The 25,722-nt window shown below is 70.4% G+C and carries 19 protein-coding genes; 6 read left to right on the top strand and 13 right to left on the bottom strand.

The window, feature by feature from the left end; all coding sequences use genetic code 11:
- Positions 1 to 72: 72 nt before the first annotated feature.
- Together O7617_RS02245 and O7617_RS02240 are read left to right on the top strand one after the other, a co-directional pair.
- Positions 73 to 1,017 carry an NAD-dependent epimerase/dehydratase family protein gene (locus O7617_RS02245; protein WP_282261153.1) on the top strand — a complete coding sequence of 315 codons (945 nt, stop codon included), beginning with the start codon at positions 73 to 75 and terminating at the stop codon, positions 1,015 to 1,017.
- 12 nt (positions 1,018 to 1,029) lie between these two features.
- The gene (locus O7617_RS02240) at positions 1,030 to 2,463 is read left to right on the top strand and encodes a lipopolysaccharide biosynthesis protein (protein WP_282261151.1); all 1,434 of its coding nucleotides are present in this window, start codon (positions 1,030 to 1,032) and stop codon (positions 2,461 to 2,463) included.
- Here the strand turns inward: O7617_RS02240 and O7617_RS02235 are convergent.
- Together O7617_RS02235 and O7617_RS02230 are read right to left on the bottom strand one after the other, a co-directional pair.
- On the bottom strand, positions 2,347 to 3,660 hold the full coding sequence (locus O7617_RS02235) for an O-antigen ligase family protein (protein WP_282261149.1): 1,314 nt from the start codon (positions 3,658 to 3,660) through the stop codon (positions 2,347 to 2,349). The genes O7617_RS02240 and O7617_RS02235 overlap by 117 nt on opposite strands.
- Positions 3,627 to 4,982, bottom strand: a complete 1,356-nt coding sequence (locus O7617_RS02230; protein WP_282261147.1) for a hypothetical protein — start codon at positions 4,980 to 4,982, stop codon at positions 3,627 to 3,629. The genes O7617_RS02235 and O7617_RS02230 overlap by 34 nt, the downstream gene beginning before the upstream one ends.
- A 405-nt stretch (positions 4,983 to 5,387) precedes the next feature.
- On the opposite strand from O7617_RS02230, the gene O7617_RS02225 reads away from it, so the two are divergent.
- From O7617_RS02225 to wecB, 3 genes are read left to right on the top strand one after another with little or no spacing between them, the layout of a single operon-like run.
- A complete protein-coding gene (locus O7617_RS02225) occupies positions 5,388 to 6,428 on the top strand; it encodes an SDR family NAD(P)-dependent oxidoreductase (protein ID WP_282261145.1) in 1,041 nt (346 codons plus the stop codon).
- The gene (locus O7617_RS02220; protein WP_282261142.1) at positions 6,422 to 7,561 is read left to right on the top strand and encodes an NAD-dependent epimerase/dehydratase family protein; all 1,140 of its coding nucleotides are present in this window, start codon (positions 6,422 to 6,424) and stop codon (positions 7,559 to 7,561) included. Before O7617_RS02225 ends, O7617_RS02220 begins: the two co-directional genes overlap by 7 nt.
- Positions 7,558 to 8,682: a UDP-N-acetylglucosamine 2-epimerase (non-hydrolyzing) gene (gene wecB / locus O7617_RS02215; RefSeq protein ID WP_282261139.1), complete on the top strand. Its 1,125-nt coding sequence runs from the start codon at positions 7,558 to 7,560 to the stop codon at positions 8,680 to 8,682. The genes O7617_RS02220 and wecB overlap by 4 nt, the downstream gene beginning before the upstream one ends.
- A gap of 206 nt (positions 8,683 to 8,888) precedes the next feature.
- Here the strand turns inward: wecB and O7617_RS02210 are convergent, their stop codons facing one another.
- The 7 genes from O7617_RS02210 to O7617_RS02180 all read right to left on the bottom strand — a co-directional run bounded on the left by O7617_RS02210 (position 8,889) and on the right by O7617_RS02180 (position 18,929).
- A complete protein-coding gene (locus O7617_RS02210) occupies positions 8,889 to 10,763 on the bottom strand; it encodes a polysaccharide biosynthesis protein (RefSeq protein ID WP_282261136.1) in 1,875 nt (624 codons plus the stop codon).
- Positions 10,764 to 11,002: 239 nt separating this feature from the next.
- Positions 11,003 to 12,253 carry a glycosyltransferase family 4 protein gene (locus tag O7617_RS02205; RefSeq protein ID WP_282261134.1) on the bottom strand — a complete coding sequence of 417 codons (1,251 nt, stop codon included), beginning with the start codon at positions 12,251 to 12,253 and terminating at the stop codon, positions 11,003 to 11,005.
- A gap of 100 nt (positions 12,254 to 12,353) precedes the next feature.
- The gene (locus tag O7617_RS02200) at positions 12,354 to 13,454 is read right to left on the bottom strand and encodes an NAD-dependent epimerase/dehydratase family protein (RefSeq protein ID WP_282261133.1); all 1,101 of its coding nucleotides are present in this window, start codon (positions 13,452 to 13,454) and stop codon (positions 12,354 to 12,356) included.
- Positions 13,423 to 14,418 carry a hypothetical protein gene (locus O7617_RS02195; protein WP_282261132.1) on the bottom strand — a complete coding sequence of 332 codons (996 nt, stop codon included), beginning with the start codon at positions 14,416 to 14,418 and terminating at the stop codon, positions 13,423 to 13,425. The genes O7617_RS02200 and O7617_RS02195 overlap by 32 nt, the downstream gene beginning before the upstream one ends.
- A gap of 429 nt (positions 14,419 to 14,847) precedes the next feature.
- A complete protein-coding gene (locus O7617_RS02190; RefSeq protein ID WP_282261131.1) occupies positions 14,848 to 15,273 on the bottom strand; it encodes a hypothetical protein in 426 nt (141 codons plus the stop codon).
- Positions 15,274 to 15,296: 23 nt separating this feature from the next.
- Positions 15,297 to 16,178 (bottom strand): aminoglycoside phosphotransferase family protein, encoded by an 882-nt coding sequence (locus O7617_RS02185; protein ID WP_282264613.1) that lies wholly within the window; start codon positions 16,176 to 16,178, stop codon positions 15,297 to 15,299.
- A 321-nt stretch (positions 16,179 to 16,499) separates the two neighbouring features.
- Positions 16,500 to 18,929: a Tex family protein gene (locus O7617_RS02180; RefSeq protein ID WP_282261130.1), complete on the bottom strand. Its 2,430-nt coding sequence runs from the start codon at positions 18,927 to 18,929 to the stop codon at positions 16,500 to 16,502.
- Positions 18,930 to 19,084: 155 nt separating this feature from the next.
- Between O7617_RS02180 and dgt the strand changes: the two genes are divergently transcribed.
- Positions 19,085 to 20,596 (top strand): dGTP triphosphohydrolase, encoded by a 1,512-nt coding sequence (dgt, locus tag O7617_RS02175; RefSeq protein WP_282261129.1) that lies wholly within the window; start codon positions 19,085 to 19,087, stop codon positions 20,594 to 20,596.
- A gap of 68 nt (positions 20,597 to 20,664) precedes the next feature.
- Here dgt and O7617_RS02170 read toward each other — a convergent pair whose 3' ends face one another.
- The 4 genes from O7617_RS02170 to O7617_RS02155 form a co-directional block, all read right to left on the bottom strand.
- Complete coding sequence (locus O7617_RS02170; RefSeq protein WP_282261127.1) at positions 20,665 to 21,810, bottom strand: MBL fold metallo-hydrolase; 1,146 nt, start codon at positions 21,808 to 21,810, stop codon at positions 20,665 to 20,667.
- Between the two features lie 113 nt (positions 21,811 to 21,923).
- A complete protein-coding gene (locus O7617_RS02165) occupies positions 21,924 to 22,928 on the bottom strand; it encodes a serine hydrolase (RefSeq protein ID WP_282261125.1) in 1,005 nt (334 codons plus the stop codon).
- Positions 22,929 to 23,041: 113 nt separating this feature from the next.
- Positions 23,042 to 23,971 (bottom strand): SDR family NAD(P)-dependent oxidoreductase, encoded by a 930-nt coding sequence (locus O7617_RS02160; protein WP_282261123.1) that lies wholly within the window; start codon positions 23,969 to 23,971, stop codon positions 23,042 to 23,044.
- Positions 23,972 to 24,026: 55 nt separating this feature from the next.
- Positions 24,027 to 25,211 carry a zinc-dependent alcohol dehydrogenase gene (locus O7617_RS02155; RefSeq protein WP_282261120.1) on the bottom strand — a complete coding sequence of 395 codons (1,185 nt, stop codon included), beginning with the start codon at positions 25,209 to 25,211 and terminating at the stop codon, positions 24,027 to 24,029.
- Positions 25,212 to 25,722: the final 511 nt, after the last annotated feature.

The raw sequence follows: 25,722 nt of genomic DNA, 5'->3' as shown, positions 1-25,722 counted from the left end.
GCTCTCTTCGTTGACCTTGTGGTTAGTCGCGCCGGCCATCGGGCCGTCGCACCGACGACGGGGCGGGCGGGCATGAAGGTAGTGGTGACGGGTGGTGCCGGGTTCATCGGAGCCAACCTGGTCCGGGCGCTGCTGGCGGAGCCGGGCATTACCTCGGTCGTCGCGGTCGACGACCTTTCCACCGGGCTACTGGAGAACCTGGACGGCTTGCCCGTCCCGCTGCTGCGCGGCACGATCCTTGACCCCGACCTGCTCGACGAGGCTGTCGCTGGCGCCGCCAGTGTCGTGCACCTGGGCGCGCTTGGTTCCGTGCCCCGATCGGTCGACCGGCCACTGCCGAGCCACCACGCGAACGCGACTGGGACGCTGAGCGTGCTGGAGGCGGCCCGCCGACATGACGTCGGGCAGGTGATTGTCGCCTCGTCTTCCTCGGTCTACGGCGCGAACCCGGTGCTGCCCCGACAGGAAGGGCTGCGGCCGGTACCGGTCAGCCCATACGCCGTGTCGAAGCTCGCCGCCGAGGCGTACACGATCGCGTACGCCGCCTGCTACGGCATGCAGGTGCTGCCGTTCCGCTTTTTCAACGTCTTCGGTCCTCGGCAGGCCGCTCACCACGCGTACGCCGCAGTGGTGCCCCGGTTCGTCAGCGCGGCCCTCGCCGGACAGCCGCTACAGGTGCACGGCGACGGCCGACAGACCCGAGACTTCACCTATGTCGGCTCGGTCACCGACACTCTCGTCGACGCGGTGCTCCGCCGGGTCGGCGTGACGGACGTGGTCAACCTCGCCTTCGGGGCCCGTGTCTCCCTGCTTGAGCTGATCGCCGAGTTGGAGGAGATCATGGGGCGACGGTTGGACGTGGTTCACGCGCCGGCCCGACCGGGCGACGTCCGGGACTCACAGGCCAACAGCGACCGACTGCGTGAACTCTTCCCGACGGTGCGGCCGACCCCGCTGCGGGCCGGTCTGGAGCAGACCGTGGCCTGGATGTCCGGGCGTGTGCTGGCCGGTCAGTAACGGCCCGTCCGGGTGAACGAGGCACACCATCGGGAGGCCCGGCGCGTCCGCAGCCGTGCGCTGATCGCCGGCATCACATCCTCGCTCGGCGGCAAGGCCGTCGGGCTGGTCGCACCGTTGTTGATCACACCGCTCGCGTTTGGTTACCTCGGTGCTGAGCGCTACGGCATGTGGATGGCGGTCACCTCGCTGACCAGCATGGCGCTCTTCGCCGACTTCGGCCTCGGCAACGGGCTGCTGACCCGACTCGCCCGGCTGCAAGCGGCCGGCGACCGCACCGCTGCGGCTCGGGAAATCGCGAGCGCCTACGCCCTGCTCGGGTGCCTCGCCGCGGTGCTGCTCGCGGTGCTGACCGCGACCGTTGCGCTGGTCCCGTGGCCAGCCGTGCTGAACGTCACCGATCCCGAGGTGGCCGGCGACGCGCGGGCGGTGGCCCTGCTCTGCTTCGGGTCGTTCCTGTTGAACATCCCGCTGGCGCTGATCCAACGCGTGCAGTACGCGTACCAGGAGGTGGCGCAGAGCAACCTGTGGCAGGCCGGTGGCAGCCTGATCTCGGCGGCGCTTGTGGTCTGCGGCGTCGTCGTCGGGGTGCAGCCGGTCCTGCTGATCGCGGCGGCGGTGCTCTCCGTGCCAGTGATGAACGCGGCCAACACGATCTGCTACTTCGGCTGGCAGAACCCCAAGCTGCGGCCGCGACCGCAGCATGTACGAATACCGACCGCACGAGGGTTGCTCCGGCTGGGGCTCCGGTTTTTCGTCGTTGCCGTACTCAGCTCCGTCGTGCTCAACATGGACGGGTTCCTGGTGGGCCGGGTGCTCGGACTGACCGAGGCCGCGAACTACGCGGTGGTGCTGCGGATCTTCGGCGTGCTCGCGCTCTTCATCACGCTGGTCGGTCTGCCCCTCTGGCCGGCCAACGGTGAGGCGTTGGTACGCGGCGACGTCACTTGGGTCCAGCGCAACACCCGTCGCATGTCGTACCTGTGCGCCGGGGTGGTGACCCTGCCCGGGGTGGCCCTGGTGTTCTTCGGCAACGACTTATTCCGACTCTGGATCCGGTCGGCGGAGCTGGCGCACGCGCCGACCCTGCTGTTGGTCGCGCTCGCTACGCATACCGCGTTGGTCGGCGTCGCGTCGCCGATGTTCATGGTCCAGAACAGCATCGGGCTACTTCGCCCCCAACTCTTCGGGTGGCTGGCGTGCTTCGTCGTCGCGGTGCCGCTCAAGGTCTACCTTGCCGGCCGCATTGGACTCTCCGGCATCGCCGTCGCCTCGGCTGTGTCGTACGGCGTGACCGTCCTGCCGTCGGCCGTTGTCGGCTACCGCCGGTCACTGAAGGCGGTGTCGAGGCGACCGATCGAGTCGGACGTGACTGCCGGCGGCGAGGTGCAGGCGTTGCGCCTGGCGGCCTCCGGGGCCCGCGCCAACGGAGGCGACGAACGGTGAGCCGCGGTACGCGCGTCGGTGCCGCCGTGTCGGCCGTGGGTTGACCAGCGCCAGCGGAAGACGGGACCAGATGGCCAGGACCGACCATACCGCCGGCGAGGTCTCCCAGTGCCCGCTGAGCCAGATCGGCGTCGAGACCACGATGAGCGCCCCGACGAGCATCCGGTGCCGCCGTCCGTCGGTCGGTGCGGCATCGCGGAGCACGCAGCTGACCAGGGCCACGAACATCGCGATCCCCACCAGGCCGATGTCATTGCCGAGGGTGAGCATCAGAGAGTGGGCGCCGATACCGAAGTAGGGGTTTGTGCTCGGAAAGGCGCCCACCCCGATGCCCAGCATCGGTGACTTCCAGAAGGACGCCTCCGCGATGGGCCAGACGGCCAATCGGCCGGAGAGATCGTCCAGCGGGCGGGAGAAGGCATGCTCCAACCACTCCGGCCGGAACTGGCTCAGGTCGCCGAAGGGCACCACGAATAGGAGGACCAGCGAGACCGCAGCCGCCAGGACCCAGGCCTGCTTGATAGCGCCGTCCAGGAGCAGATAGAGGGCGACGGCGGCGAGGGCCACCAGGCTGGCACGTGTGCCGGTGAGGACGGTGGCGTAGAGAAGGATCGGGGCGGTCAGCAGAAGCGCGATCCGGGCCAGCCGGTTGCGAACGGCGACCAGTAGTAGCAGGCCAACGACGACTCCGGTGGACAGGGAGTACGCCGTGTAGTTGACCCCGACGCCCTCAATCCCGACCCGTAGGCCGGGGATCTGGTTCTCGTCTCCCACGAGGATCATCTTGACCCCCGCCCACGTCGAGCCCACCAGGAACGCGAGCGCGATCAGGAGCAGCCGCGGCCGCGTATGGATCACGTGTCGAGCCGCGAGAAAGACCAGGATCACCGTCCACCAAACGCGAACAGCGATCGCGGTGGCGGCCGGGTCGCGCGTCCAGATGGACGTGCTGGTGACCCAAGCGCCGAGCAGTACGGCCAAGACGTCGACCGCCCCGACCCGGGGCACCCGGCCGTTGATCAGCAACGCTAGCCCGGCGAGCCAGAGGCCGTACTGGTACGCGAGTTGTGGGTCGAGCGGCGCCAGTCCGGCGACCAGGCAGAGTGGCGCGATGCTCAACTGGCCGAGCCACTGGCCGCCGTGGGGGACGGCCTCGGCCGGACTCAGTTGCGCGGGAACCGCCCCGTTGGTGCCCACTCCGGTCGGCGATGGCCGGGCTCGTGCCGATGCTGATTGAGCCACGTCGGCGTCCTCCGTTGGTAGCGTCGGGCAACGGTGGATATCAGGTACAGCACGAGGAGGGTGATGAGACCGATCATCCCTGGTCGGGACATGCCGAGTTGGTTGTTCGCGGGAATGTAACCAACGAGGATCACCAACTGCACGAAGATTGCGCTGGGCAGGATCCGCTGGGACACGACCGATGTGCGCCACATCCGGGCGAACAGGCACCCCAGCAGAGCCATGAAGAAGATGGTGCCGGGGAAGGTGAGATCGGAGGCGAGCCAGGGGTAGATGGTGGCCCAGTTCAGCCCGGCGGGCCAACCGGTTCGCTCCTCGGTGCGTTGCGGATACGTCGGGTGACGACTGCTGTCGATGTCCAGGTACTGGCTGGCGTAGGAGGCAAGCGCGGGCGTACTCCCCAACCCCCGTGACCAGGTGAACGGCGTCCCCAGGTTGTAGGCCAGGCCGAGGTAGCCGTGTGTCGGGTAGTGCACCAGTGCGGCAACGCCACCTGCCAGGTGTGGTCCGACGTATCGTTCTACGACTGGGCTGGCGCGGACGCGGTCCTGTGTGCCGAACAAGGCAGCTCGATCGGCCTGGTTGTTCACCATGTAGCCGCAGAAGAGCACGCCGACGACCGCCGCCACCACGGTGGCCCGTCGGCGGCGAGCTCGTCGGCGGGCCGGATCACCCTCCCGTGCCCAGCCGATGACGAGCCCGGCCGCGATCATCAACACGAAGTCGCCGAGGCCCTTCAGTGTTCCGATGTAGAGGAAGAAGAGCGAGTAGGTGCAGACTCCGGTGACCCCGACGAGACGCACCCCCATGCTGAGCCACCGCCAGTGAATGACAAGCACCGGAACGAGCACGGTGCCGAGCACGCCGAGCAGCGTCAGGACCTGAATCGCGAGGTTGGTTCGCCCGCTGTCCTGCTGGGCTTGGTACACGGCGAACTTGTTGGCGTACGCCCCGGCCGGATCGTGGAGGCTGGCCATGATGTCGGCCGGCCCGGTGGCCCCGTACTCGCCGAGCAGCGCCACGCCGAGAACGATGTAATAGAGCCCACCGGCGACGACCAGTCGCTGCACCCAGACCGAGCGTTGGCGGCGGGAGACGGCGGCAGTCTCGACGACAGGCGGCCGGCGGGACCGGATGCTGACCGCATAGCCGGCGGCGAACGCGGCGGTGGCGGCGAGGACGAAGCGGCAGAGCTGACCTGGATCGGGCACCTGCTGCGCCAACGCCCCGGTCCAGAAGAGGCCGAAGGTGCCGAGCATCCATCCGGCGGAGAGCAAGAGTGGCAACCAGGCCCGTGCCGTCCGGTGGAACGGTGGCGGCGCCCCAACGTGCGGCACGGGAGACGACGTCAGGTCGTGGGCTTTCAGTGCTGCTGCCGACACCGTCATTCGATCATTGCCCCCGCATCGATGTCCACCAGCCGGTCGACCCTTCGTCCTGCTTCGATGGCCTGTATAGCAATTCGTACGTAGCGATCTGGTCGGTTTCGTCGAATCCGGGCCGAAATTCGGCCGGATGGTCGGCATCGACGTGCTGTTGGCTCGGCAAGATTCGACTGGCCGGTGTATCGCCCTATGTCATCGTTTCCTGGGGCATCTCCTGATCGTTGTCTGACATGCGCACCTACCCCAGGACGAGGCGTTCGGCGGCGCGACCTGCCTAGACGAGACGGGGAATCAACTGTGACTATCTCGACCACCGACCGCCGCGTGCTCATCACCGGCGGCACTGGTTCCTTCGGCCAGACCATGGTTCGCCGGCTGCTCGCCCGGGGCGTCGGCGAGGTCCGGGTGCTCAGCCGAGACGAGGCCAAGCAGGACGCGATGCGTCGGCAACTCGGCGACGAGCGGGTCCGCTACTACGTCGGGGACATCCGGGACTACGACTCGGTGCTCAAGGCCAGCCGGGGCATCGACTACATCTTTCACGCGGCCGCGCTCAAGCAGGTGCCGTCGTGCGAGTTCTTTCCGCTTGAGGCAGTACGGACGAACGTTTTGGGCAGCAGCAATGTCGTCGAGGCCGCCGAACGCAACGGTGTCGGCTCGGTGGTGGCGCTCAGCACCGACAAGGCCGTCTACCCGGTGAACGCGATGGGCATGAGCAAGGCGATGATGGAGAAGGTCATCCAGGCGCACGCCCGCAACAACCCGAACAGCGCCACCACCGTGTCCTGCGTGCGCTACGGCAATGTCATGTACTCGCGCGGGTCGGTGATCCCGCTCTTCATCGAGCAGATCAAGGCCGGTCGGGCGCCTACCGTGACCGACCCGGGGATGACCCGGTTCGTGATGTCGCTGGCTGATTCCGTCGAACTGGTCGAGCACGCGTTCCAGAACGCCCGCGCCGGTGACATCTTCATTCGTAAGGCCGCGGCCTGCACCGTCGGCGACCTGGCCGAGGCGGTGTGCCAGCTCTTCGACGTGCCCGCGAAGCTCGACGTGATCGGCATCCGGCACGGCGAGAAGCAGGCCGAGACGCTGGCCAGTCGGGAGGAACTCGTCCAGGCCGAGGACTTCGGGGACTTCCTCCGGGTGCCGCTGGACGGCCGCGACCTCAACTACTCGCTCTACGTCTCCGAGGGCGAGTTCGGCGATGGGCTGACCGAGGACTTCAACTCGTCGAACGCGCCGCAGCTCGGCGTACCCGAGATCGTCGAATTGCTGAAGACGCTGCCTGAGGTGCGGGCGGAGCTGGCCCTGCGGGATCCGGTGTTGGCGTGCTGAGGCTCGCCGTCACCGGCGGCGGCGGGTTCCTCGGCTGGCACGTCCGGGTGCTGCTGCGCGCGCTGGGGTGGCCGGAGCCGACCATGCTCAACCGCTCCGACCTGGCCGACCCCGGGGTGATCGCGGCGAAGATCGCCGGTCACGATCGCCTGCTGCACCTGGCCGGTGTCAACCGTGGCGATCCGGCCGACGTCGCCGCTGGCAACATCCAACTCGCCACCCAGCTCGCCGACGGGCTCAAGCACTGCGCGGACCCGCCGGCGCGGGTGGTCTACGCCAACTCGGTGCAGGCCGGCAACGGCACACCGTACGGCGACGCCAAGGCCGCCGCGGCGCGGGTGCTGGCGGACACCGGGGTCGACCTCGACGACGTGTTGCTGCCGAACCTGTACGGCGAGCACGGCCGGCCGTACTACAACTCGGCGGTGGCGACCTTCTGCCGGCTGCTCGCCGAGGGTGGGCGGCCTGAGGTAGACGGCGACCGCGAATTGAGCCTGGTGCACGTCACCGACGCCGCCGCCCGGCTCATCGGGGTTTCCGACGGTGGATCGTGGGATCCGGCGATGCCAGCGCTGCGCATCGGCGTCCAGGCTCTGGCGGACCGGCTCACCGGGATGGCCGCGACGTACCGGACCGGGGAGATCCCGTCCCTGTCGAGCTGGCACGACGTGCGGCTGTTCAATACCTACCGGTCGCACTGCTTCCCGGCGCACTACCCGATCACGCTGCCCCGGCGGACCGATGCCCGTGGTGAACTGGTCGAGACGGTCAAGGCACACGGTGGTGCGGGGCAGACGTTCTGCTCCACCACCCGTCCCGGGATCACCCGGGGAGAGCACTTCCACCTAGCGAAGGTGGAGCGGTTCGTGGTGTTGCGTGGCTCGGCCGAGATCAGCCTGCGCCGGGTCGGCGACTCAGAGGTGCTGCGGTTTCCGGTGAGCGGCGCCGAGCCTGCACTCATCGACATGCCCACCATGTGGGTGCACAAGTTGGTGAACACCGGTGCGGACGAACTGGTGACGATGTTCTGGACCAACGAACTCTTCGACCCGGACCGGCCGGACACCTGGGCCGAACCGGTGGAGGCGGCCCGGTCGGAGCCGCTGCTGGCAGCAGAGAGAGGACGGGCATGACCCGGATCATGACCGTGGTCGGCACCCGACCCGAGATCATCAGGCTCTCCCGGGTGATCGCTCGACTCGACGACACGGTGGAACACACGCTGGTGCACACCGGCCAGAATTGGGACACCGCCCTGTCGGACGTGTTCTTCAAAGAATTGTGCATGCGGGAACCCGACCGGTTCCTCCGCGTCGACACGTCATCGCTGGGGCGGGTCCTCGGCGGGGTCCTCGTCGGCATGGAGGCGGTGATCGCCGAGGAGCAGCCCGACGCGCTGCTGGTGCTCGGTGACACCAACAGTTGCATCGCCGCACTGATGGCCCGCCGGATGCGGGTGCCGGTCTACCACATGGAGGCCGGCAACCGGTGCTTCGACCTGAACGTGCCGGAGGAGACCAACCGGCGCCTGGTCGACCACGTGGCCGACTTCAACCTCGTCTACACCGAACACGCCCGGCGCAACCTGCTCGCCGAGGGCCTGCACCCCCGCCGGATCCTGCACACCGGCTCGCCCATGCGGGAGGTGCTGGAGCACTACCGGACACCGATCGCCAACTCGACCATCCTGCGGCAGCTGGAACTCGACCGGGATCGGTACTTCCTGGTCAGCGCGCACCGGGAGGAGAACGTGGACCGCCCTGAGCGGCTCCAGCGGTTGTTGGACTGTCTGGTCGCGGTGCGCGACCGGTGGGGCTTCCCGGTGCTGGTCTCCACCCACCCGCGCACCCGTAAGCGGCTGGAGGCGCTGGCCCCGGACGCCACCGCACTGGACGGCATCGCCTTCCACGACCCGTTCGGCCTGCTCGACTACGTCCACCTGCAGACCAAGGCGTTTTGCACCCTGTCGGACAGCGGGACGATCAGCGAGGAGGCCGCCATCCTCAACTTCCCCGCGGTGACGCTGCGGGAGTCGATCGAACGCCCCGAGGCGCTCGACGCGGGCGGCATCATCATGACCGGTCTCGACCCGCAGGGCGTGGTCGAGGCGGTCGAGGTGACGGTGGCGCAGGTCGCCGCGCAGGGCGTGCCCTGCCCGGTCGACTACCAGGTGCCCGACACCTCCCGACGGGTGGTGGATTTCATCCTCTCCACCGTGCGCCGGCACCACGACTGGGCGGGCATCCGCCGCTGACCAGCTCGGCACCAGGGCTGGCAATCACGGACCCGTGATCGCCAGCCCTGGTCTCTGTGTGCCTGGCCCGTGCCGGACTCCCGGCCCTGGGGCCTCGCGCACCGGTGCACCGGGACAGCGGGACGCGTCTGCGGGCGAACGGAACGGGGTGACGCCTGCGTGGCGTCACCCCGTTCAGCCCCGCCGTGGCGGCGGGGTCGATCAAATCAGTGCGACTGGAGGGGTACGCCCCGCAGGCCCTTCACCACCGGGCCGACCGGCTGGGCGCAGAGCAGCGCGAGGTGCTCGACGATCTTCGCCGAATCGTCGTACGGGTCGAGCCCTCTCACCTCCATCGGGTCGAGCGCCGGCACGGCCACGTGGGAAACCAGGGGATGGAACGGTCGGGTGTCGACCTCACCGATCCCGAACAGGTTCTCGTGCAGCTTCTCGCCGGGCCGCAGTCCGGTGTAGACGATGGGCACGGAGCTGGCGGCCTGCTCGGCCATCTGACGCGCCAGGTCGACGATCCGTACCGGTTCGCCCATGTCGAGCACCAGCGCTTCGCCGTCTCGGCCGATCTCGGCGGCCTGGAGTACCAGGTGGACGGCCTCTTGAATGGTCATCAGATAGCGGGTGACGTCCGGGTGGGTGACGGTCAGCGGCTTCCCGTCCTCGATCTGCCGCTGGAAGGCCGTCACCACCGAGCCGCGGCTGCTCAGCACGTTGCCGAAGCGAACGCTGAGGAACGTGCCCGGGAATCGGGAGGCGGCGTGCGCGGTCAACTGTTCGGTGATGCGCTTCGAGTAGCCGAGGACGCTGATCGGGTTGGCTGCCTTGTCGGTGGAGATGTTGACGAACTTCGCCACATCCTGGCAGGCATCCAGCACCGACAGGGTGCCCCAGACGTTGGTCTTGACCGCCTCGCCCGGGTGCCGCTGCAGCAGGGTCAGGTGTTTGAGCGCCGCCGCATGAAAGATGATCTCAGGGCGGCGTTCTCGGATGATCCGCCGGATGCCCTCGTCGTCGCGCAGGTCGGCGAGGAGCAGCTCGGGGCCGTCCAGCATGGCCCGTCCGGCGAGGGACATCTGCAGGCCGTGCAGGGCCGACTCGTCCCGATCCAGCATCATCAGCTCACCCGGGTTAGCCTTCATCACCTGACGGCAGAGCTCGGATCCGATCGACCCGCCGGCGCCGGTCACCAGGACCCGTCGGCCGGTCAGGCTGTTGGTGCTCAGCGGCAGGTCGCCGACCACCTGCCGGCGGCCGAGCAGGTCGCTGACCTGCACGTCCCGGACGTCGGTGACGGTGATTCGGTGGTCGACCAGGTCCCGCACCGGGGGCAGCACCTTGAAGACCGCGCCGGCATCGAGGGTGGCCTCGCGGATCTGGCGGATCAGCGCGGCGTCCGCGTTGGCCACCGAGAAGATGACGGTGGTGGCACCGGTACGCCGGACCGAGGCGACGACATCGTTGCGACCGCCCAGCACGCGTACCCGGCCGATGCGCAGGTCACGCTTGTCCGGGTCGTCGTCCAGCGCGCCGACCGGCAGGTACCGGCCGCGCGGGTCGCTGAGCATGGCCCGGAGCAGTCCTTGACCCGCGTCGCCCATCCCGAACAGCAACACCGGAGTCGACGACCGGACATCGGGGCGCATGGCGAGGTCACGTCGGTGCCGGTACGCGAACCGGGTGCCGAGCATGAGCAGCAGGGCGAGCGCACCGCCGACCATCGGGGTGCTCGCCGGAACCGGCCGGTCGCTGGACGGCAGCAGGCCGAGCAGCACGATGCCGGCCGTGGTGAGGGTCGTGCCGGCGACGCCCTGGACCTCCTGGAGGCTGCCCAGCGGGTGTCGTCCGGAGTAGAGGCGGCGCAACGCGGCCACCGCCACGTGCATGATCGCCGCAGCCATTCCGATCGCTGCGGCTCGACCGAGTTGGCCCGGAGGGAGCTGGAACTCGAATCGGGTCCAGACGGCCGCGACCAGACCGCCGACCCAAGCAGTGGTGTCGGCCGCGAGAAATCCGACGGCGCGCCGGCGAGCCCTGGCCCGTCGGGTCCGCTGGTCCGAACGGTCCGTGTGCTCCGTGTCCTGGGGCATGTACTGGCTCCCTGTCCCGACTAACGACTGCTTCCGCCGCCCGGCAGAAGGGGCTTTTGTGGCTCCTTGTCCTTGTTACAGGTTGAAGCAGCATTATTGGCCGTTTTCGGGTTATCTGAGCTTAAGATCCGGCTATCCTGTCGGCCGCCCAGAGCGTCGGGCTGCTGTCCGGCTCAAGGCCGCCGCCAACCGGCTCCGTTCACCGCTGCCACCACCTGAGCTGCCGCCTACGGCAGTGGTCAGCGAGCGGCCGGAACCTGGTCTTGGACCGCCTTTTCCAGGTGCCGGGCCAGCGCAACGCTGCCGACCCGCTCCGAGAGCCGTTCCAGGTAGAACTGCCGTCCGCTGCGGCCCAGCTCTTCACGTTTCTCGGCGCCCAACTCGTACATCCGACGGATCGCGTCGGCGAGTGCGTAGGGGTCACCGGGAGGAGCGACGAATCCGGCACCGGACTCGTCGACGAGCCGGGCCGCATCGCCCGCCAGGGCGGCCACGATGGGACGTCCGCACGCCAGGGTGCTCTGCACCTTGCTGGGCATGATCGACCGGAGGAAGGGCTGGTCGCGAAGGGAGATCAACTGGACGTCCCCGAGTGGCATCAGTTCGACCATCCGCTCGATCGGCTGCTGGCCGAGGAAGACCACCCGGCCGGGGGCGTACCGTGCGGCAGACTCGCGAAGCCGTCGTTCTTCAACGCCACTGCCGGCGAATACGAGCCTCAGGTCCGGGATGTCGGCGAGATGCTCCAGCGCGTCGACGGCGACATCGAGCCCTTGGAGGTTGCCCATGCTCCCGGCGTACATGACGACGAAACCCTCCAGCCCGAGGGTTGCCATCAACTGCGGATCAGGTGTCCGCGGGCGGAAGAGACGCTCGTCGACCCAGTTGTAGACGACCGAGATCTTGTCCCGAGGAACTCCGCGGCTGGTCAGGATGTCGGCCATGCCGGGGGCGGTGACGGCCACCGATGATGCGCCCCGGTGCGCCGCGTCGCAGAACCGGTTGAGCATCCGGACGATCAGGTCGGTGCGGCGTCCGGGACGGACGTAGTCGCTCTCCGCCAGGGTGTCCGGCCAGAGGTCCTCCATGAGGATCACGTACGGGCGTCCGTGCAACCGGCGGGCCATCATCGCGGGCAGCGTCACCGTCGCCGGTGACGAGTAGACGAGCCACACGTCGACCTTGCGGAGTAGGTCCAGCCGGGCCGCCGCGGAGGCCGCGAAGCTGAGATAGTTGGCAGCTCGTCCGACAGCCGACCGGTCGTGGCTGGGCACCAGCGGCACCCGGTGCACCGAGACGCCGTTCATCATCTCGAACCGGTACGGGCGCACGCGGTAGCCCGGAGACAGTCGACCGGAGGGATAGTTGGGGAAGCCGGTGAGCACGTGCACCTCGTGGCCGAGTGCGACGAGCGATCGGCTGATGATTCCCGGGAGGACGGCGGAGCCCCCCTCCGGGTCGTACCACTGGGTGATGATCCCGATTCTCACCGCGCTGTCACCGCAGCCGGAGCAGCCAAGGAACCGATCAGGCCAGTCGAGCCTGACACGGGGGCGAGAGTCATGGAGAGCCTTCCTGTTAGGTGCGGAGCTACTTCGTCAGGAACCGGTGGGCCGCGTCCACTCCGCTCGTCTCGACCGGTTGCGGGTCACCTGTTCGTGGCCGCGCCACAGCTTCGACGTTCGGCGTCGATGCGGATGTCGGGTGGGCGCCGGCCGTTCTCAGCCGCTCCCACGCCTCGGGGCGCAGTCTGGGCACCAGCCCTTGTTCGGCCAGCCAGCCCGGCGTCTGCCGCTTGCCGAACAGCAGCATGTCCACCCGACGGGCGTGTGCATTGGCGGTCAGACTCGTCCGCCCGTACGCGGTGACGCAGCGCGTCGCATACCGCGCCATCAGTGGTGGGAGGTGCAGTGGCTCGCGGCCACCGAGCAGGCGCAGCAGCAGCCCTGTCGTCATCCCGTTGTGGGGCTGGAGCACGATGGGCGGCACCGGGCCGTCGACGAGCCCGAGGTGGGTGATTGCCGCGGCGACGTCGTCGATGAGGACCTGAGGTGTCGGCGCGGTGCCGTCCCCGGCGACGCAGCTCATCCGCGACTGTGCGAGCCGGATGAGCGCCCGGGTATTCGGCCGAGCAACGTCGTGGACCCAGGTCGACCGGTAGATGACCGTGTCGATGCAGTCCTCGCGCTGCAGCAGGCGTTCGCCGACCGCCTTCGAGCGGGAGTACGGCGAGAAGGGCATCGTCCGCGATGTCTCGTCGAGATCCATCGCTCCCTGCGCTGCCGCCGAGCTGACGTGGACCAGCCGGTCGGCGTTGACCAGGGCGCTGGCTCGGGCGACGAGGGTGGGCAGCAGCGCGTTTCCTCCGTACAGCTCCGCGCTGTCCGGTGCGGATCCGTTCGGCAGCCCGGCCGTGTTGATCACGACGTGAGCGCCGTCGAGCTGCGCGGCGAGGGCGTCGACGACGTTCCGCTGGAGATCCGCCGGCACCGAATTGCTCCGGAGTGACTCGGTTACTGGCCACGACAGGCGCGGTGCGGAGACGAGGTGAACCTCGGCCTCCCTGCTGCGCAGCTCGGCGACAACCGCGCGGCCGACGAAGCCGCTGCTGCCCAGCACCGCGACCTTCTTCACCGGCCGGTCCCCGGGGCCGGTCGGCTCACCGGCTAGTTGAGCTGACAGTTCTGGCATGGATCGTTCTTCCTTCTGGCGATGGCTTGGCCCGCTGAACGGCGAGCCAGGCGGGGGCAGCGAGGTAGGCGGCGAGTATGGCGAGGGCCGTGGCATCCAGCGCGGCGCGGGCGAGCGGTCCGTTGAAGGACGCGGCGACCAGGCAGCCGGCCACGGCTGCCCCGGTCACGGCGGTGACCACGGTGACCCGCTGATGTGACCACCCGGCGTCCGTCAGTCGCTGATAGGCATGGTTCCGGTGGGGGCGATACCAGGCTTCGCCCTTGCTGATGCGGCGCAGGAGCGTCCAACCCGTGTCGGCGAGATAAAGGGCCAGTGGCGCCGCGGCTGCCTCCGGCGGCGTGCCGCGAACGATGGCGTACGCGGCGATCGTGCTGAGCGCGCCGCCCAGGGCGTACGACCCGACATCACCGAGGAAGACCTTGGCGACCCAGGCGTTCCAGGGCAGGAACGTCAGGGACGCGGCGGCGATCAGGGTGCCGGCCGCGGTGAGGAGCGGAAGGTCCATGAGTACGCCGAGCACCGCGTACACCGCTCCGCCGAGGATCGCGTGCACGGCCGAGATGCCGTTGATGCCGTCCATGAAGTTGAAGGCGTTTACGTACGCGGCAAGCCACGTGGCCAGCGCGAGGACGAGAAGCACGTGGACGGACGTCGCCTGCCCGCCGGGCACCAGGACCAGCCCCGTGGCCACGCCGGCGAGCAACTGCAGGAGCAGACGGAGGCGGATCGGCGCACCCCGGAGGTCTTCCAAAAGCCCGATCGCCCCGAAGAAGAGCAGCGGTACGGCGATGGATCGCGCGTGCTCGTTCAGCACGAGTGCGAGCCCTGCCGCCACGGCGACGCCCACGCCACCGCCCCGCGGGATCGGTGTGCTGTGCGAGGAACGCTCGGACGGTACGTCGAGAACGGCGGCCGCTCTCAGTAGGCGAAGGATCAATGGCTGCAGCAGGCTGCCGACCACGAGCGCGAGCAGGATGCCTCCGGCGAGCGGAAGGCTCGTCATGCTGCGGTTCCGGCCGGGTCGAGGCGGGTGCGGGTGACGCTGAAGGGTGCCGTCCCCGGTCGGGTGCTGCCCGCCACGCGCCGAGGATTCTCTTCAATGTGTACGAGATTCACCACTCGAACCTTCGGGTTGAACCGGTCATACCGGGATGAATCAATCATATGAGGTCGCTACTATGGACAAACGACTGTTACCCATATTCGGTGTGCAGCGCGCAGCGCCAAGTGCCTTCACTGCCGTCGAGGCAGTTCGGCAGCCCTGGTCCCAGGACCACCCAGGCACTCGTGCAGGGCGGGGCGGATCCAGGGGTGGCCGCCCGCCGGCGGCCTGATCGTCCTGGCCGAGCTACTCACCCGCGCAGTGCGGTGGACCCGTTGGTGGGGCCTGTCAAGCCTCGTCGTCTAACAGGCGGCTGAGCAGCGTCCGCAACGGGATCGACTCTCCGTCGCGGCCACCCGCCCCGACGACCAACGGCGCCGGGCTGGGCTGCGGATCGACGCCGAACAGGCGGGCCCGCAGGCCGCCCGAGACGTTCAACAGGTGGAACCGGCCGTCCACATCCACCGCCCGGGTCTCGGCCCGGTCGACGTACCACCCGGTCAGCCTGGTCCGGTAGCGCCCACGGCCGTCGTAACCGCGCGCGACCAGGCGGGTGGGAGGCAGCCCGCGCCGGGTGGCCTCGGCCACGAACCAGGCCACCAGCTTCGCCGCCTCGGCCTGCTCGACGGCCCGCCGCCGCGCGTCGGCGTCGGCGTGCGCGCGCACCGCCTGCCGCTGCTGGTCCCGCCACGTCCGGCCGTCGGGCTCACTCACGGCGTCGACGGTACGCGACGGGCCTACTCGAGTACGGCCCGCAGTGTGCGCCGGGCGATCGCGGCCATCACCGGATTTGTCTGGACGTAGTACGGAAGCGCGTTGATCGCCTGCCCCAGCGCCCAGCCGCGCCCGCGCTCCCAGGTCGCGTCGTCCACGTCCAACGCCCGCCGGTACGTCTCCCGTGACCCGGCGTCGAACAAGTTCCACGCCGGCATCAGGTCCACCGCCGGGTCGCCCACCGTGACCGTCTCCAGGTCGATGACGGCAGCCAGTCGACCGTCCCGGACCAATAGGTTGCCCGGCATCAGGTCAGCGTGGATCCACCCGTCGGTGTCGTGGCGCGGGACGTCGCGGCAGCGGTCCCACACCTGGGTCAGCCGAGCGGTGTCGGTGAGCGCGCCGCTGACGGAGAGGGCCATCCGCACCCCGGCGTCCTGCGTGGCCAGCGGGCCACCCCGACCCGACCCGTACCAGACCCAACCGTCGGTGTCGATTGTCCGCAGGGCGGTCACGACGCCGGCCAGGTCACGCGCGAAGCCGTCCAGGTCGTCGATCCGGCCGGGGTGGATCGGCTCGCCGGCGATCCAGCGGTACACCGTCCACGGTCCGGGGTAACCCCCGCCCGGGCCGCCGAGGCCGAGCGGTTCGGGCACGGCGACCGGTAGACGCGTGGCGAGCATCCTCGCGTGCTCCTGCTCCCGTTCGAGCTCGGCGCGCACTGCCGGATCGGCGCTGGGCCGCAGGGGAAAGCGCAGCACGATCTCCGTGCCGAGCCGGAACAGGGCGTTCACCGTGCCGGTCGAGGCGAGTGGACGCAGCGGCAGACCCCGCCACCGGGGAAACTGCTCGGCCACCAGCGCGGCGACCACGTCCACCGCCACGTCGACCTGATCCGCGTGCATCTTCACCCCGAGATCATCGCCCCGAACCCCGCGAGCACGCGAGCCGATTTCACCCGCCCGCCCCACTGGTCGCCTTCGCCCCCCGGGGTCGCTGCGGCCGCCGTATGGAGCTGAATCGTCTGCGACATCAACCGGCGATCACCCCGCGATGAACCGCGACCAAACCGACGAACACACTGCGATTCGTTTACGACATCAGCTCCACAGGGCCCGCCACCCCCGTGGACCACTCGGCCCCGGCCACGCGGCCCCTCGACCACGCAACCACGTGATCGAGGGGCGAGGCGTCGGAGGGCCGAGGCGTCGGAGAGGGCTGACCAGTCAGGCCAGCCCGGCGCGGCGTAGGGCCTCTGCCATCGCGTCGTTGGCCGGCGCCGGACCGCCGCCGCGACCCTGCTGCTGACCGCCACCGCGACCCTGCTGCTGGCCGCCGCGTCGACCCTGGCCGCCGCGCTGGTCCTGCGGGCCACGTCCGCCCTGCTGACCGCCACGACCGCCCTGCGGTCCGCGCTGCGCCGGGCCGCCGCGACCTTCCTGGCTCGTCCGGCCACCACCGGCGACGCCGGGCTCGTCCTCCAGGCGCAGGGTCAACGAGATGCGCTTGCGGGGTACGTCCACGTCGAGCACCCGGACCTTGACCACGTCACCGGACTTCACCACCTCACGGGGGTCCTTAACGAAGGTCCGGGACATGGCCGAGACGTGCACGAGCCCGTCCTGGTGCACCCCGACGTCGACGAACGCGCCGAACGCGGCCACGTTGGTGACGACGCCTTCGAGCACCATGCCCGGCGTCAGGTCGCTGATCTTCTCCACGCCCTCGACGAAGGTGGCGGTGCGGAACTCGGGCCGAGGGTCGCGGCCCGGCTTCTCCAACTCGGCGAGGATGTCGGTGACGGTGGGCAGGCCGAACCGCTCGTCGACGAAGTCGGTGGCCCGAAGCCCGCGCAGGATCCCGCTCTTGCCGATCACCGAGCGGAGGTCCTGACCGGTGCTGGCGAGGATCCGGCGCACCACCGGGTACGCCTCCGGGTGCACGCTCGACGAATCCAGCGGGTCGTCGCCGTCGGGGATGCGCAGGAAGCCGGCGCACTGCTCGAACGCCTTCGGGCCGAGCCGTGCCACCTTCTTCAGCTCGGAACGCGACCGGAACGGCCCGTTGGCGTCCCGGTGCAGGACGATGTTCTCCGCGAGCCCGGCCCCGATCCCGGAGACCCGGGTCAACAGCGGCGCGGACGCGGTGTTGACGTCCACGCCGACGGCGTTCACGCAGTCCTCCACGACCGCGTCGAGCGACCGGGACAGCTTCACCTCGGACAGGTCGTGCTGGTACTGCCCCACCCCGATCGACCGTGGGTCGATCTTCACCAGCTCGGCGAGCGGGTCCTGGAGCCGCCGGGCGATGGAGACCGCGCCGCGCAGCGACACGTCCATGCCGGGCAGCTCCTGCGAGGCGTACGCGGACGCGGAGTAGACCGACGCGCCCGCCTCGGAGACCATCACCTTGGTCAGGTTCAGCTGCGGATACTTCTTGATCAGGTCGCCGGCCAGCTTGTCGGTCTCCCGCGAGGCGGTGCCGTTGCCGATCGCCACCAGCTCCACCCCGTGCGTGCCGGCCAGCCGGGCCAGGGTCTCGATCGACGCGTCCCACTGCCGACGGGGCTCGTGCGGGTAGATGGTGTCGGTGGCGAGCACCTTGCCGGTGGCGTCCACCACGGCCACCTTCACACCGGTCCGCAGGCCCGGGTCCAGACCCATCGTGGGCCGGGTGCCGGCCGGCGCGGCCAGCAGCAGGTCCCGCAGGTTCGTCGCGAAGACCCGCACCGCCTCCTCCTCGGCCGCCTGCCACAACCGCAACCGCAGGTCCGCGCCGAGGTGGATGAGGATCCGGGTGCGCCACGCCCACCGCACGGTGTCGGTCAACCAGCGGTCGGCCGGTCGCCCGGCGTCGGACACCCCGAACCGTCCGGCGATGGCCGCCTCGTACCGGCTGGGTCCGGTCGGTACGGCGTCCGCGTCGCCGGCCTCCTCCGGATCCATGGTCAGGTCGAGCACACCCTCCTTCTCGCCCCGGAACATGGCCAGGATCCGGTGCGAGGGCAACGTCGGGTACGGCTCGGAGAAGTCGAAGTAGTCGGCGAACTTGGCACCGGCGGTCTCCTGGCCGTCGCGTACCCGGGAAACCAGACGACCCCGCGACCACATCTGCTCACGCAGCGTGCCGATGAGGTCGGCGTCCTCCGCGAAGGTCTCGATGAGGATCGCCCGCGCGCCCTCCAGCGCGGCGGCGGCGTCCGCGACGCCCTTGTCCTCGTCGACGAACCCGGCGGCGGTGGCGCGCGGGTCCTGGGTGGGGTCGGCCAGCAGCGACTCGGCCAGCGGGGCCAACCCGGCCTCGCGGGCGATCTGCGCCCGCGTCCGCCGCTTGGGCTTGTACGGCAGGTAGATGTCCTCCAGCCGGGACTTCGAGTCGGCGGCCATGATCTGCGCTTCCAGGGCCTCGTCGAGCTTGCCCTGGGTGCGGATCGACTCCAGCACGGCGGCCCGCCGCTCGTCCAGCTCGCGCAGGTAGCGCAGCCGCTCCTCCAGGGTGCGCAGCTGGGTGTCGTCGAGCAGGCCGGTGGCCTCCTTGCGGTAGCGGGCGATGAACGGCACGGTGGCGCCGCCGTCGAGCAGCTCGACGGCCGCCCGCACCTGACGCTCGGCCACGCCGAGCTCGTCGGCGATCCGCTGATGAACAGACTGGGTCACGATCTCGATCCGCCTTCGGGAGTGGGTACGGCCTGCATTCTGCCGGGCGGCCCCGGCCGCTGTCGCCGCGCCCGGCCGGGGCGGCAGACCGAACCGCCGTGCCCGGCCGGGTGACCCGGCGGCGGTCCCGCCCGGCCTGCGCTAGCGTGGCGATCATGGAAACACCTGCGGAGCCGCGCGCCCGGCGGCTCTTCGGCGGCAGCGCCCGGGCCCTCGGCGACCTGACGGCCAACCCGTTCCGTGCCGACCGGGACCGGATCGTCGGCTCACCGTTCTTCGCCCGCCTGGGCGGTGTGACCCAGGTGATCAGCCCGGTCGGCTCCGGGCTGCTGGTGCACAACCGCCTCACCCACAGCCTGAAGGTCGCCCAGGTGGCCCGGGCGATCGCCGAGCGGTTGACGGCCGACGACCGGTGGTGTGACCTGCTGGACAAGCTCGGTGGCCTCGACCCCGACGTGGTGGAGGCCGCAGCCCTCGCCCACGACCTCGGCCACCCGCCGTTCGGGCACCTGGGGGAGCGGGTGCTGGACCGGCTGGCCCGCCAGCGGCTCGGCCTGGCCGACGGTTTCGAGGGCAACGCCCAGTCGTACCGGATCGTCACCAGCACCGAGATCCGCGGCGCGGCCACCACCGGGCTGGACCTGACCGCCGCCGTCCGCGCGGCGATGCTCAAGTACCCGTGGACCCGGCTGGACCACCCGGACCCGCACCCGCGCACGATGGACCCGCCGCCACGCGGGGCCACACCGCCACCGGACGACCCGGAGAGCGGCTCGTCGAAGTTCGGCGCGTACCGGACGGAACTCGACGACCTGCGCCAGGCCCGGGAGCCGTTCGCCGGCCGCATCCCGGACTGGCAGCAGACCGTCGAGGCGTCGGTGATGGACACCGCCGACGACATCGCGTACGCCATCCACGACGTCGAGGACTTCTACCGGGTCGGTGTGCTCCAACAGGGCTCGGTCTCCGCCGAGCTGATGGCGTGGCAGCGCGAGAGTGGGCACTTCCGGGCGATCACCGACGCGGCGCTGGCCACGTCGGCGCGGCGGCCCGGGGCGGCGATCGAGCGGTTGCGGCGACAACTGCACCGCAAGGACGCCTGGATCGCCGACGACGACGCGTTCGCCGCCGCCGTCGAGCACGTCCGCGAGGAGTTGGTCGACGGGCTGCTGGCGATGCCGTTCGACGGCTCGATCGAGGCCGAGCAGTACGTGGCGCGGTTCTCCGCCCGCTGGTCCACCCGTTTCGTCGAGGCCATCACCGTGACCGACCAGCCGTCGGTGCGCTCCGGGTACGTGCTGCTGGGCTGCGCGCAGTGGCACGAGGTGCAGGTGCTCAAGTTCGTCCACCACCGGTTCGTGCTGGCCCGCCCGGATCTCGCCCTGCACCAGCGCGGCCAGGCCCGGCTGCTGGGCACCCTGGTCGAGGCGCTCTGGGAGTGGCTGCTCGACCCGGCGGAGGAGTCCCGGCTGCCCCGCCGACTGCACGACCTGGTCGAGTTGGCCGAGGCCGAGCTGCACCCGCGCATCCCGGACCGGATCGGTCGCGCCCGCGGGCGGGCCATCGTGGACTTCGTCGCGCAGCTCACCGACGGGCAGGCGGTGGCCATGCTGGACGCGCTCTCCGGCCGCTCCGGCGCCCTCTGGACCGACGCCTTCGTGCTCTGACCCGACGGGCTCAGGCCGGCCCGCTCTGACCAGACCAGGCCGGAGGGCCGCACCGCGGGCCGGGACCGTCAGGCGACGGCCTGCCACCAGCCGTCGACGGCGGGCGGCTCGTCGACCACGACCCGCTCGCCGGGGCGGGGCACGGCCAGCCGTACGTCGCGGGCCTTCGCCTCGGCCCACAGCCGGTCGACCGGCTCGGACCAGTCGTGCAGGGCCAGGTTGAACGTCGCCCAGTGCACCGGGACGAACAGCCCGCCGCGCAGGTCGAGGTGGGCGTCGACCGCCTCCTCGGGGAACATGTGGATGGTCGGCCAGGCCCGGTCGTACGCGCCGATCTGCATCAGCGTCACGTCGAACGGCCCGTGGGCGGCGCCGATCGCCGCGTACCCGTCGAAGTAGCCCGAGTCGCCGGTGTAGAAGACCTTGCGGCGGGCCCCGGCCACCACCCAGGAACTCCAGAGCGTGCCGTCGCGGCGCAGCCCCCGACCGGAGAAGTGCTGGGCGGCGGTCGCGGTGATCTCCAGCCCGGCGACCCGGTGCGACTCGGACCAGTCCAGTTCGATGATCCGTTCGGTGGGTACGCCCCAGCGGTCCAGGTGTGCTCCCACCCCGAGCGGCACCAGGAACGGCGCGGACTGCCCGGCGAGCAGCGCCCGCACGGTGGCCATGTCGAGGTGGTCGTAGTGGTCGTGCGAGATCAGGATGGCGTCCAGCGGGGGCAGCTCGTCGATGCCCACCGGTGGCTCGTGCAGACGGCGGGGGCCGACCAGACCGGAGGGGGAGCATCGTTCGCTCCACACCGGGTCGAGCAGCACCCGTCGGCCCTCGATCTCGATCAGCGTCGAGGCGTGCCCGTACCAGACGATGTTCAGCTCGTCGGCGGCGTCGACGGGCCCGGGCGGGGTGCTCGGGCGCAGCAGCGGCACGGGTGTGGTCGGGCGCCGCTTCTGCTTGCCGAAGATCAGCTCGCGGACCAGGTTGCGGCCCGGCTCGGCGACCATCGTGCGGGTGCCGGCCTGGTTGTGGAAGGTGCCGTCGCGGAACTGGGGCGAGCGGGCCGCGCGTTCGGCTCGGGCCCCGCTGAGCCGGCCGCCGAGCGCCGCCGGCACATCCCGGGCCACCCAGGCCAGGCCGGCCAGCGCGGCCAGCCCGGCCACGCCCCGCATCCGCCGTCCGAGCGACCGTTCGACGTCAGTGCTCTGCGTTCGTGCCATTGCCGTCCCTCCGACGTGTCCGCCCTACACGGTAGCCACCCGAACGGACCCGTGCCCCGGCGGTCGCCGGGCCGGGTCGGTCACCGTCAGTGGCGACCGACCCGCAACCCCGGTCAGCCGCCGTTGCTGGGCCGCCGGGCGGTGATCCGGAACGTCCTGCCCACGCCCGCGATCCGGTCCACCGCGGCCAGGAACTTGGGGCCCATCGCGGCCCGGGCCTGCACCGCCGGGTGGGTGGCGCCGAAGTCATCCGGGTCGGCCTGCCCGTCGGCGAAGAGCGCGTAGGTGAGCACCGCCGCCCCGGCGCGGTCGAAGATCACTCCGGCCTCGTGGCGGGCGTCGGCGAACCAGCCGGCCTTGGTGGCGATCCGCGCCCGGTCGTCCGACGACATGGTGCGCCGGATGCCGTCGGTGAACGCCACCGGGGAACGCAGGAGCCCCAACAGGTAGGTCGTCGAGGCGGGGGAGAGCAGCGTGCCGGCGACCAGGGCGCGCAGCAGGTCGTGCGTCTCGCGCGGGGTGCTGGTGCCGAGGAAGAACCGGTTCGGGTTGGCCACCGGCTGGACCTGGGTGTTCGGGAAACCCTTGGCGACCAGGATGGAGTTGATCTCGGCGGCGGGCGCGACCAGCCCGCACAGCCGCACCGCCGTGTCGTCCGAGACGGTCAACAGGTTGGCCAGCACGTGCCCGAGGGTCACCAGGCTCGGGTACGCGCCGTCCAGGCTGAAGATGCCGTCACCGCCCGGCACGACGATCGCCGCGGACACCTCGACCTGCTGGTCCAGGGTGAGCAGCCCCCGGTCGACCTTGTCCAGCACCGCCGTGGCGACCGCGATCTTGTTGACGCTGTACGCCTCGATCCGCCGGTCCGCGTCGGCCTGCACCGCCACCACCGGCGACCCGGCCGGGTCGGCCACGCTGACGTACGCCTGCCAGTTGCCACCGGCCTCGACGCTGTGCTTGGCGAAGACGGTGGCCACCCGGCGGGCGGCCCGGGCGGGAGTGGTCGGGGAGACCTCGGTGCTCTCGGCGGCGCCGGCCGGGGCGGCGGTGCCCAACACCGTGCCGGCGGTGGCCACCGTGCCCAGGCCGAGTGCGGTCCTGCGGTTCAGTCGCATGGTCGATCGTCTCCCCCATCGTGGTGCGCCAGAGCGCTTGCTGGCCCACCACACTAGGCGAGTTGATCGATGCATGATGCCCCCGATCGTGGTCCCGAACAGTCCCGAACAGGTCAGCTGAACCGTCTCCGTAGCACCGCGCCGACCGGGCCGGGCAGGTGGCGGGCGAGCTGCCGCAGGTCAGGCAGGTGACCGCCGCGTACCGCCTCGCCGTCCGCGTTCGGCGCGAAGACCGAGCCGTCGTGCGCGGCGACCGGCCGTCCACTCAGGCCCGCCGCCCGCATCAACGGCCCGACCAGAACGTCGTAAACCCCCGGGAGTACGGTGAAACCGGCTCGCAGCAGCACGTTGAGCCGGCCCACGGAGACCTCCCGGCGGGGCCGGTCCACACAGTGCACGATGGCCCGGGCCACCCGCTGCGGGCTCGCCACCGGCGGGGGCGGTCGCCCGATCCGGCCCAGATAGTTCGCCGCCTGCTGGTACACGGGAGTGTCCACGCTGCCGGGGTTGACCAGACTGAGCCGGATGCGGGGGCTGTCCCGCAACTCCTGCTGCACCGTCCGAAGCAGACCCTGCAACCCCCACTTGCTCGCCACGTACGCGCTCATGTACGGCGCGGTGATGTGCCCGAGCACCGAACCGGTGACGACCACGGTGCCCGCCCCGACCGCCCGGAAGTGCCGCAGCGCCACCCGCACCGACTCGGCGGCGCCGAGCAGGTCGGTCCGCACCACCTGGTCGAAGACCCGCCCGGGCAGCTCGTCGAAGCGCCCGTACGCCATCACCGCGGCCGTGTGCACCCACACGTCGACGCGACCGAAGCGGTCCAGTGCCGCGTCCGCGAGAGCGTCCAGGGCACCCGGCTCGGTGACGTCGGTCGGCACGGTCAGCACCTCGACGGCTGCGCACTCCGCGCGTACCTCCGTCAGGGTCGTGGTGGCGCGGGCGGCCAGGACCAGGCGGTCGCCGCGCTCGGCGAACGCCCGGGCCGTCGCCCGGCCGATCCCGCTGGTCGCGCCGACGACCACCACCACCCGGCTCACGGCACCGGCTGCGTTCGTGACTGCGGGGCTCGCAACCCCGGCTCACTCCTGGCACTCACGGTTCGAGCACGACCTTGATGCAGCCGTCCTCCTTCTTCTGGAACATCTCGTACGCCTGCGGCGCCCGAGCCAGCGGCACCCGATGGGTACGCAGGTCCTCGACGCCCAGCGGATCGTCGTCGCGGGCGAGCAGCGGCAGGATCTCGTCGGTCCAGCGGCGCACGTGGCACTGCCCCATCCGCAGTTGGACGCCCCGGTCGAACATCTCCATCAGCGGCATCGGGTCCGCCTCCCCGCCGTACACCCCGGAGACCGACACGGTGCCGCCGCGCCGCACCCCCTTGACCGCCGCGTGCAGGACGGACAGCCGGTCCATGCCCGCCCGGTCGGTCATCGTCTGCGCCACCTTGTCCGGCAGCAGACCGACGGCGGCGTGGGCCAGCTTGCCCACCGGCGAACCGTGCGCCTCCATCCCGACCGCGTCGATCACCGCGTCCGGGCCCCGCCCGTCCACCAGGTCGATCAGCGCGCCCGGCACGTCGGACAGCTCACGCACGTCCAGCACCTCGATGCCGTGCCGACGGGCCAACTCCAGCCGCTCCGGCACCAGGTCCAACCCGATCACCCGGCCCGCGCCGAGGTGACGACCGATTCGCGCGCAGAACTGCCCCACCGGGCCCAACCCGAAGACGGCCAGGGTGCCGCCGGGTGGGGTGTCGGCGTACTTCACCGCCTGCCAGGCGGTCGGCAGGATGTCGGACAGGTACAGGTAGCGCTCGTCGGCGCCGGTCTCAGGGATCTTGATCGGCCCGAAGTGGGCCTGCGGTACGCGCAGGTACTCGGCCTGCCCGCCCGGCACCGAACCGTAGAGCGAGGTGTAACCGAACAGGGCCGCACCCTTGCCCTCGCTGGTGACCTGGGTGGTCTCGCACTGCGCGTAGAGCTGGCGCGAACACATCCAGCAACTGCCGCAGGCGATGTTGAACGGCACCACCACCCGGTCGCCCGGCTTGAGCCCGGTCACCTCCGACCCGACCTCCTCGACGATGCCCATCGGCTCGTGGCCCAGCACGTCACCGGGCTTCAGGTACGGCCCGAGAACCTCGTACAGGTGCAGGTCGGAACCGCAGATCGCGGTCGAGGTGATCTTCACGATCGCGTCGGTCGGGGCCTCGATCCGAGGATCCGGCACCTCCTCGACCCGTACGTCCCGCTTGCCCTGCCAGGTCAGTGCCTTCATGTCCCTCGTCCCCTCGTCAGCGCCGTCTCGAAGGACTGCTACCCGGCGTCGGGCGCTTGAACCGGACTACGAGTGCTGTCTGCGTGATCCACTCCGGGTCGTCGATGTGGCGGCATCACCGCCGCCGGAAACCCCCAGATCGGCGAGACGGAGTCGATCACGACGACGCCGTCCCCGCGACGGCCGAACGGCAGACCTCATGACCGCATCAGCGAGTCGTACTGCGAGGCGAACCGGCATGATCGACTCGCGTTCCTTGAAGTCGCGGTATCCGAGCGCATTGACAGGCCGACTTCCTGAAATCCGAGTGGACCATGAAGCGCGCGGTGCGGATCAGGAGATGCGGCGTACTCCATCGGGACTGGACTGGAACCTGCGGGCGAGCCGTGACCGGGGGGCTGGGGCGACCGTGCCCGGCGGAGGGATCAAGCCTGACCGCCCGGAGCCGGGGGCGGTCGCCCCAGCCCCACCACCGCAACCCCGCGAGGGCCGAACAGCAGACCGCCGCACC

The organism is Micromonospora sp. WMMD1155 (assembly GCF_029581275.1).
In the GTDB taxonomy this organism is placed as follows: domain Bacteria; phylum Actinomycetota; class Actinomycetes; order Mycobacteriales; family Micromonosporaceae; genus Micromonospora.
This window is presented reverse-complemented; position numbering and strand designations above follow the sequence as displayed.

Coding starts and splice junctions, on each gene's coding strand:
- O7617_RS02155 (WP_282261120.1), bottom strand. CDS start 25,211: ATGAAGGCACTGACCTGGCAGGGCAAGCGGGACGTACGGGTCGAGGAG.
- O7617_RS02210 (WP_282261136.1), bottom strand. CDS start 10,763: ATGCCCCAGGACACGGAGCACACGGACCGTTCGGACCAGCGGACCCGA.
- O7617_RS02165 (WP_282261125.1), bottom strand. CDS start 22,928: ATGCGACTGAACCGCAGGACCGCACTCGGCCTGGGCACGGTGGCCACC.
- wecB (WP_282261139.1), top strand. CDS start 7,558: ATGACCCGGATCATGACCGTGGTCGGCACCCGACCCGAGATCATCAGG.
- O7617_RS02200 (WP_282261133.1), bottom strand. CDS start 13,454: ATGCCAGAACTGTCAGCTCAACTAGCCGGTGAGCCGACCGGCCCCGGG.
- O7617_RS02170 (WP_282261127.1), bottom strand. CDS start 21,810: ATGGCACGAACGCAGAGCACTGACGTCGAACGGTCGCTCGGACGGCGG.
- O7617_RS02245 (WP_282261153.1), top strand. CDS start 73: ATGAAGGTAGTGGTGACGGGTGGTGCCGGGTTCATCGGAGCCAACCTG.
- dgt (WP_282261129.1), top strand. CDS start 19,085: ATGGAAACACCTGCGGAGCCGCGCGCCCGGCGGCTCTTCGGCGGCAGC.
- O7617_RS02185 (WP_282264613.1), bottom strand. CDS start 16,178: ATGCACGCGGATCAGGTCGACGTGGCGGTGGACGTGGTCGCCGCGCTG.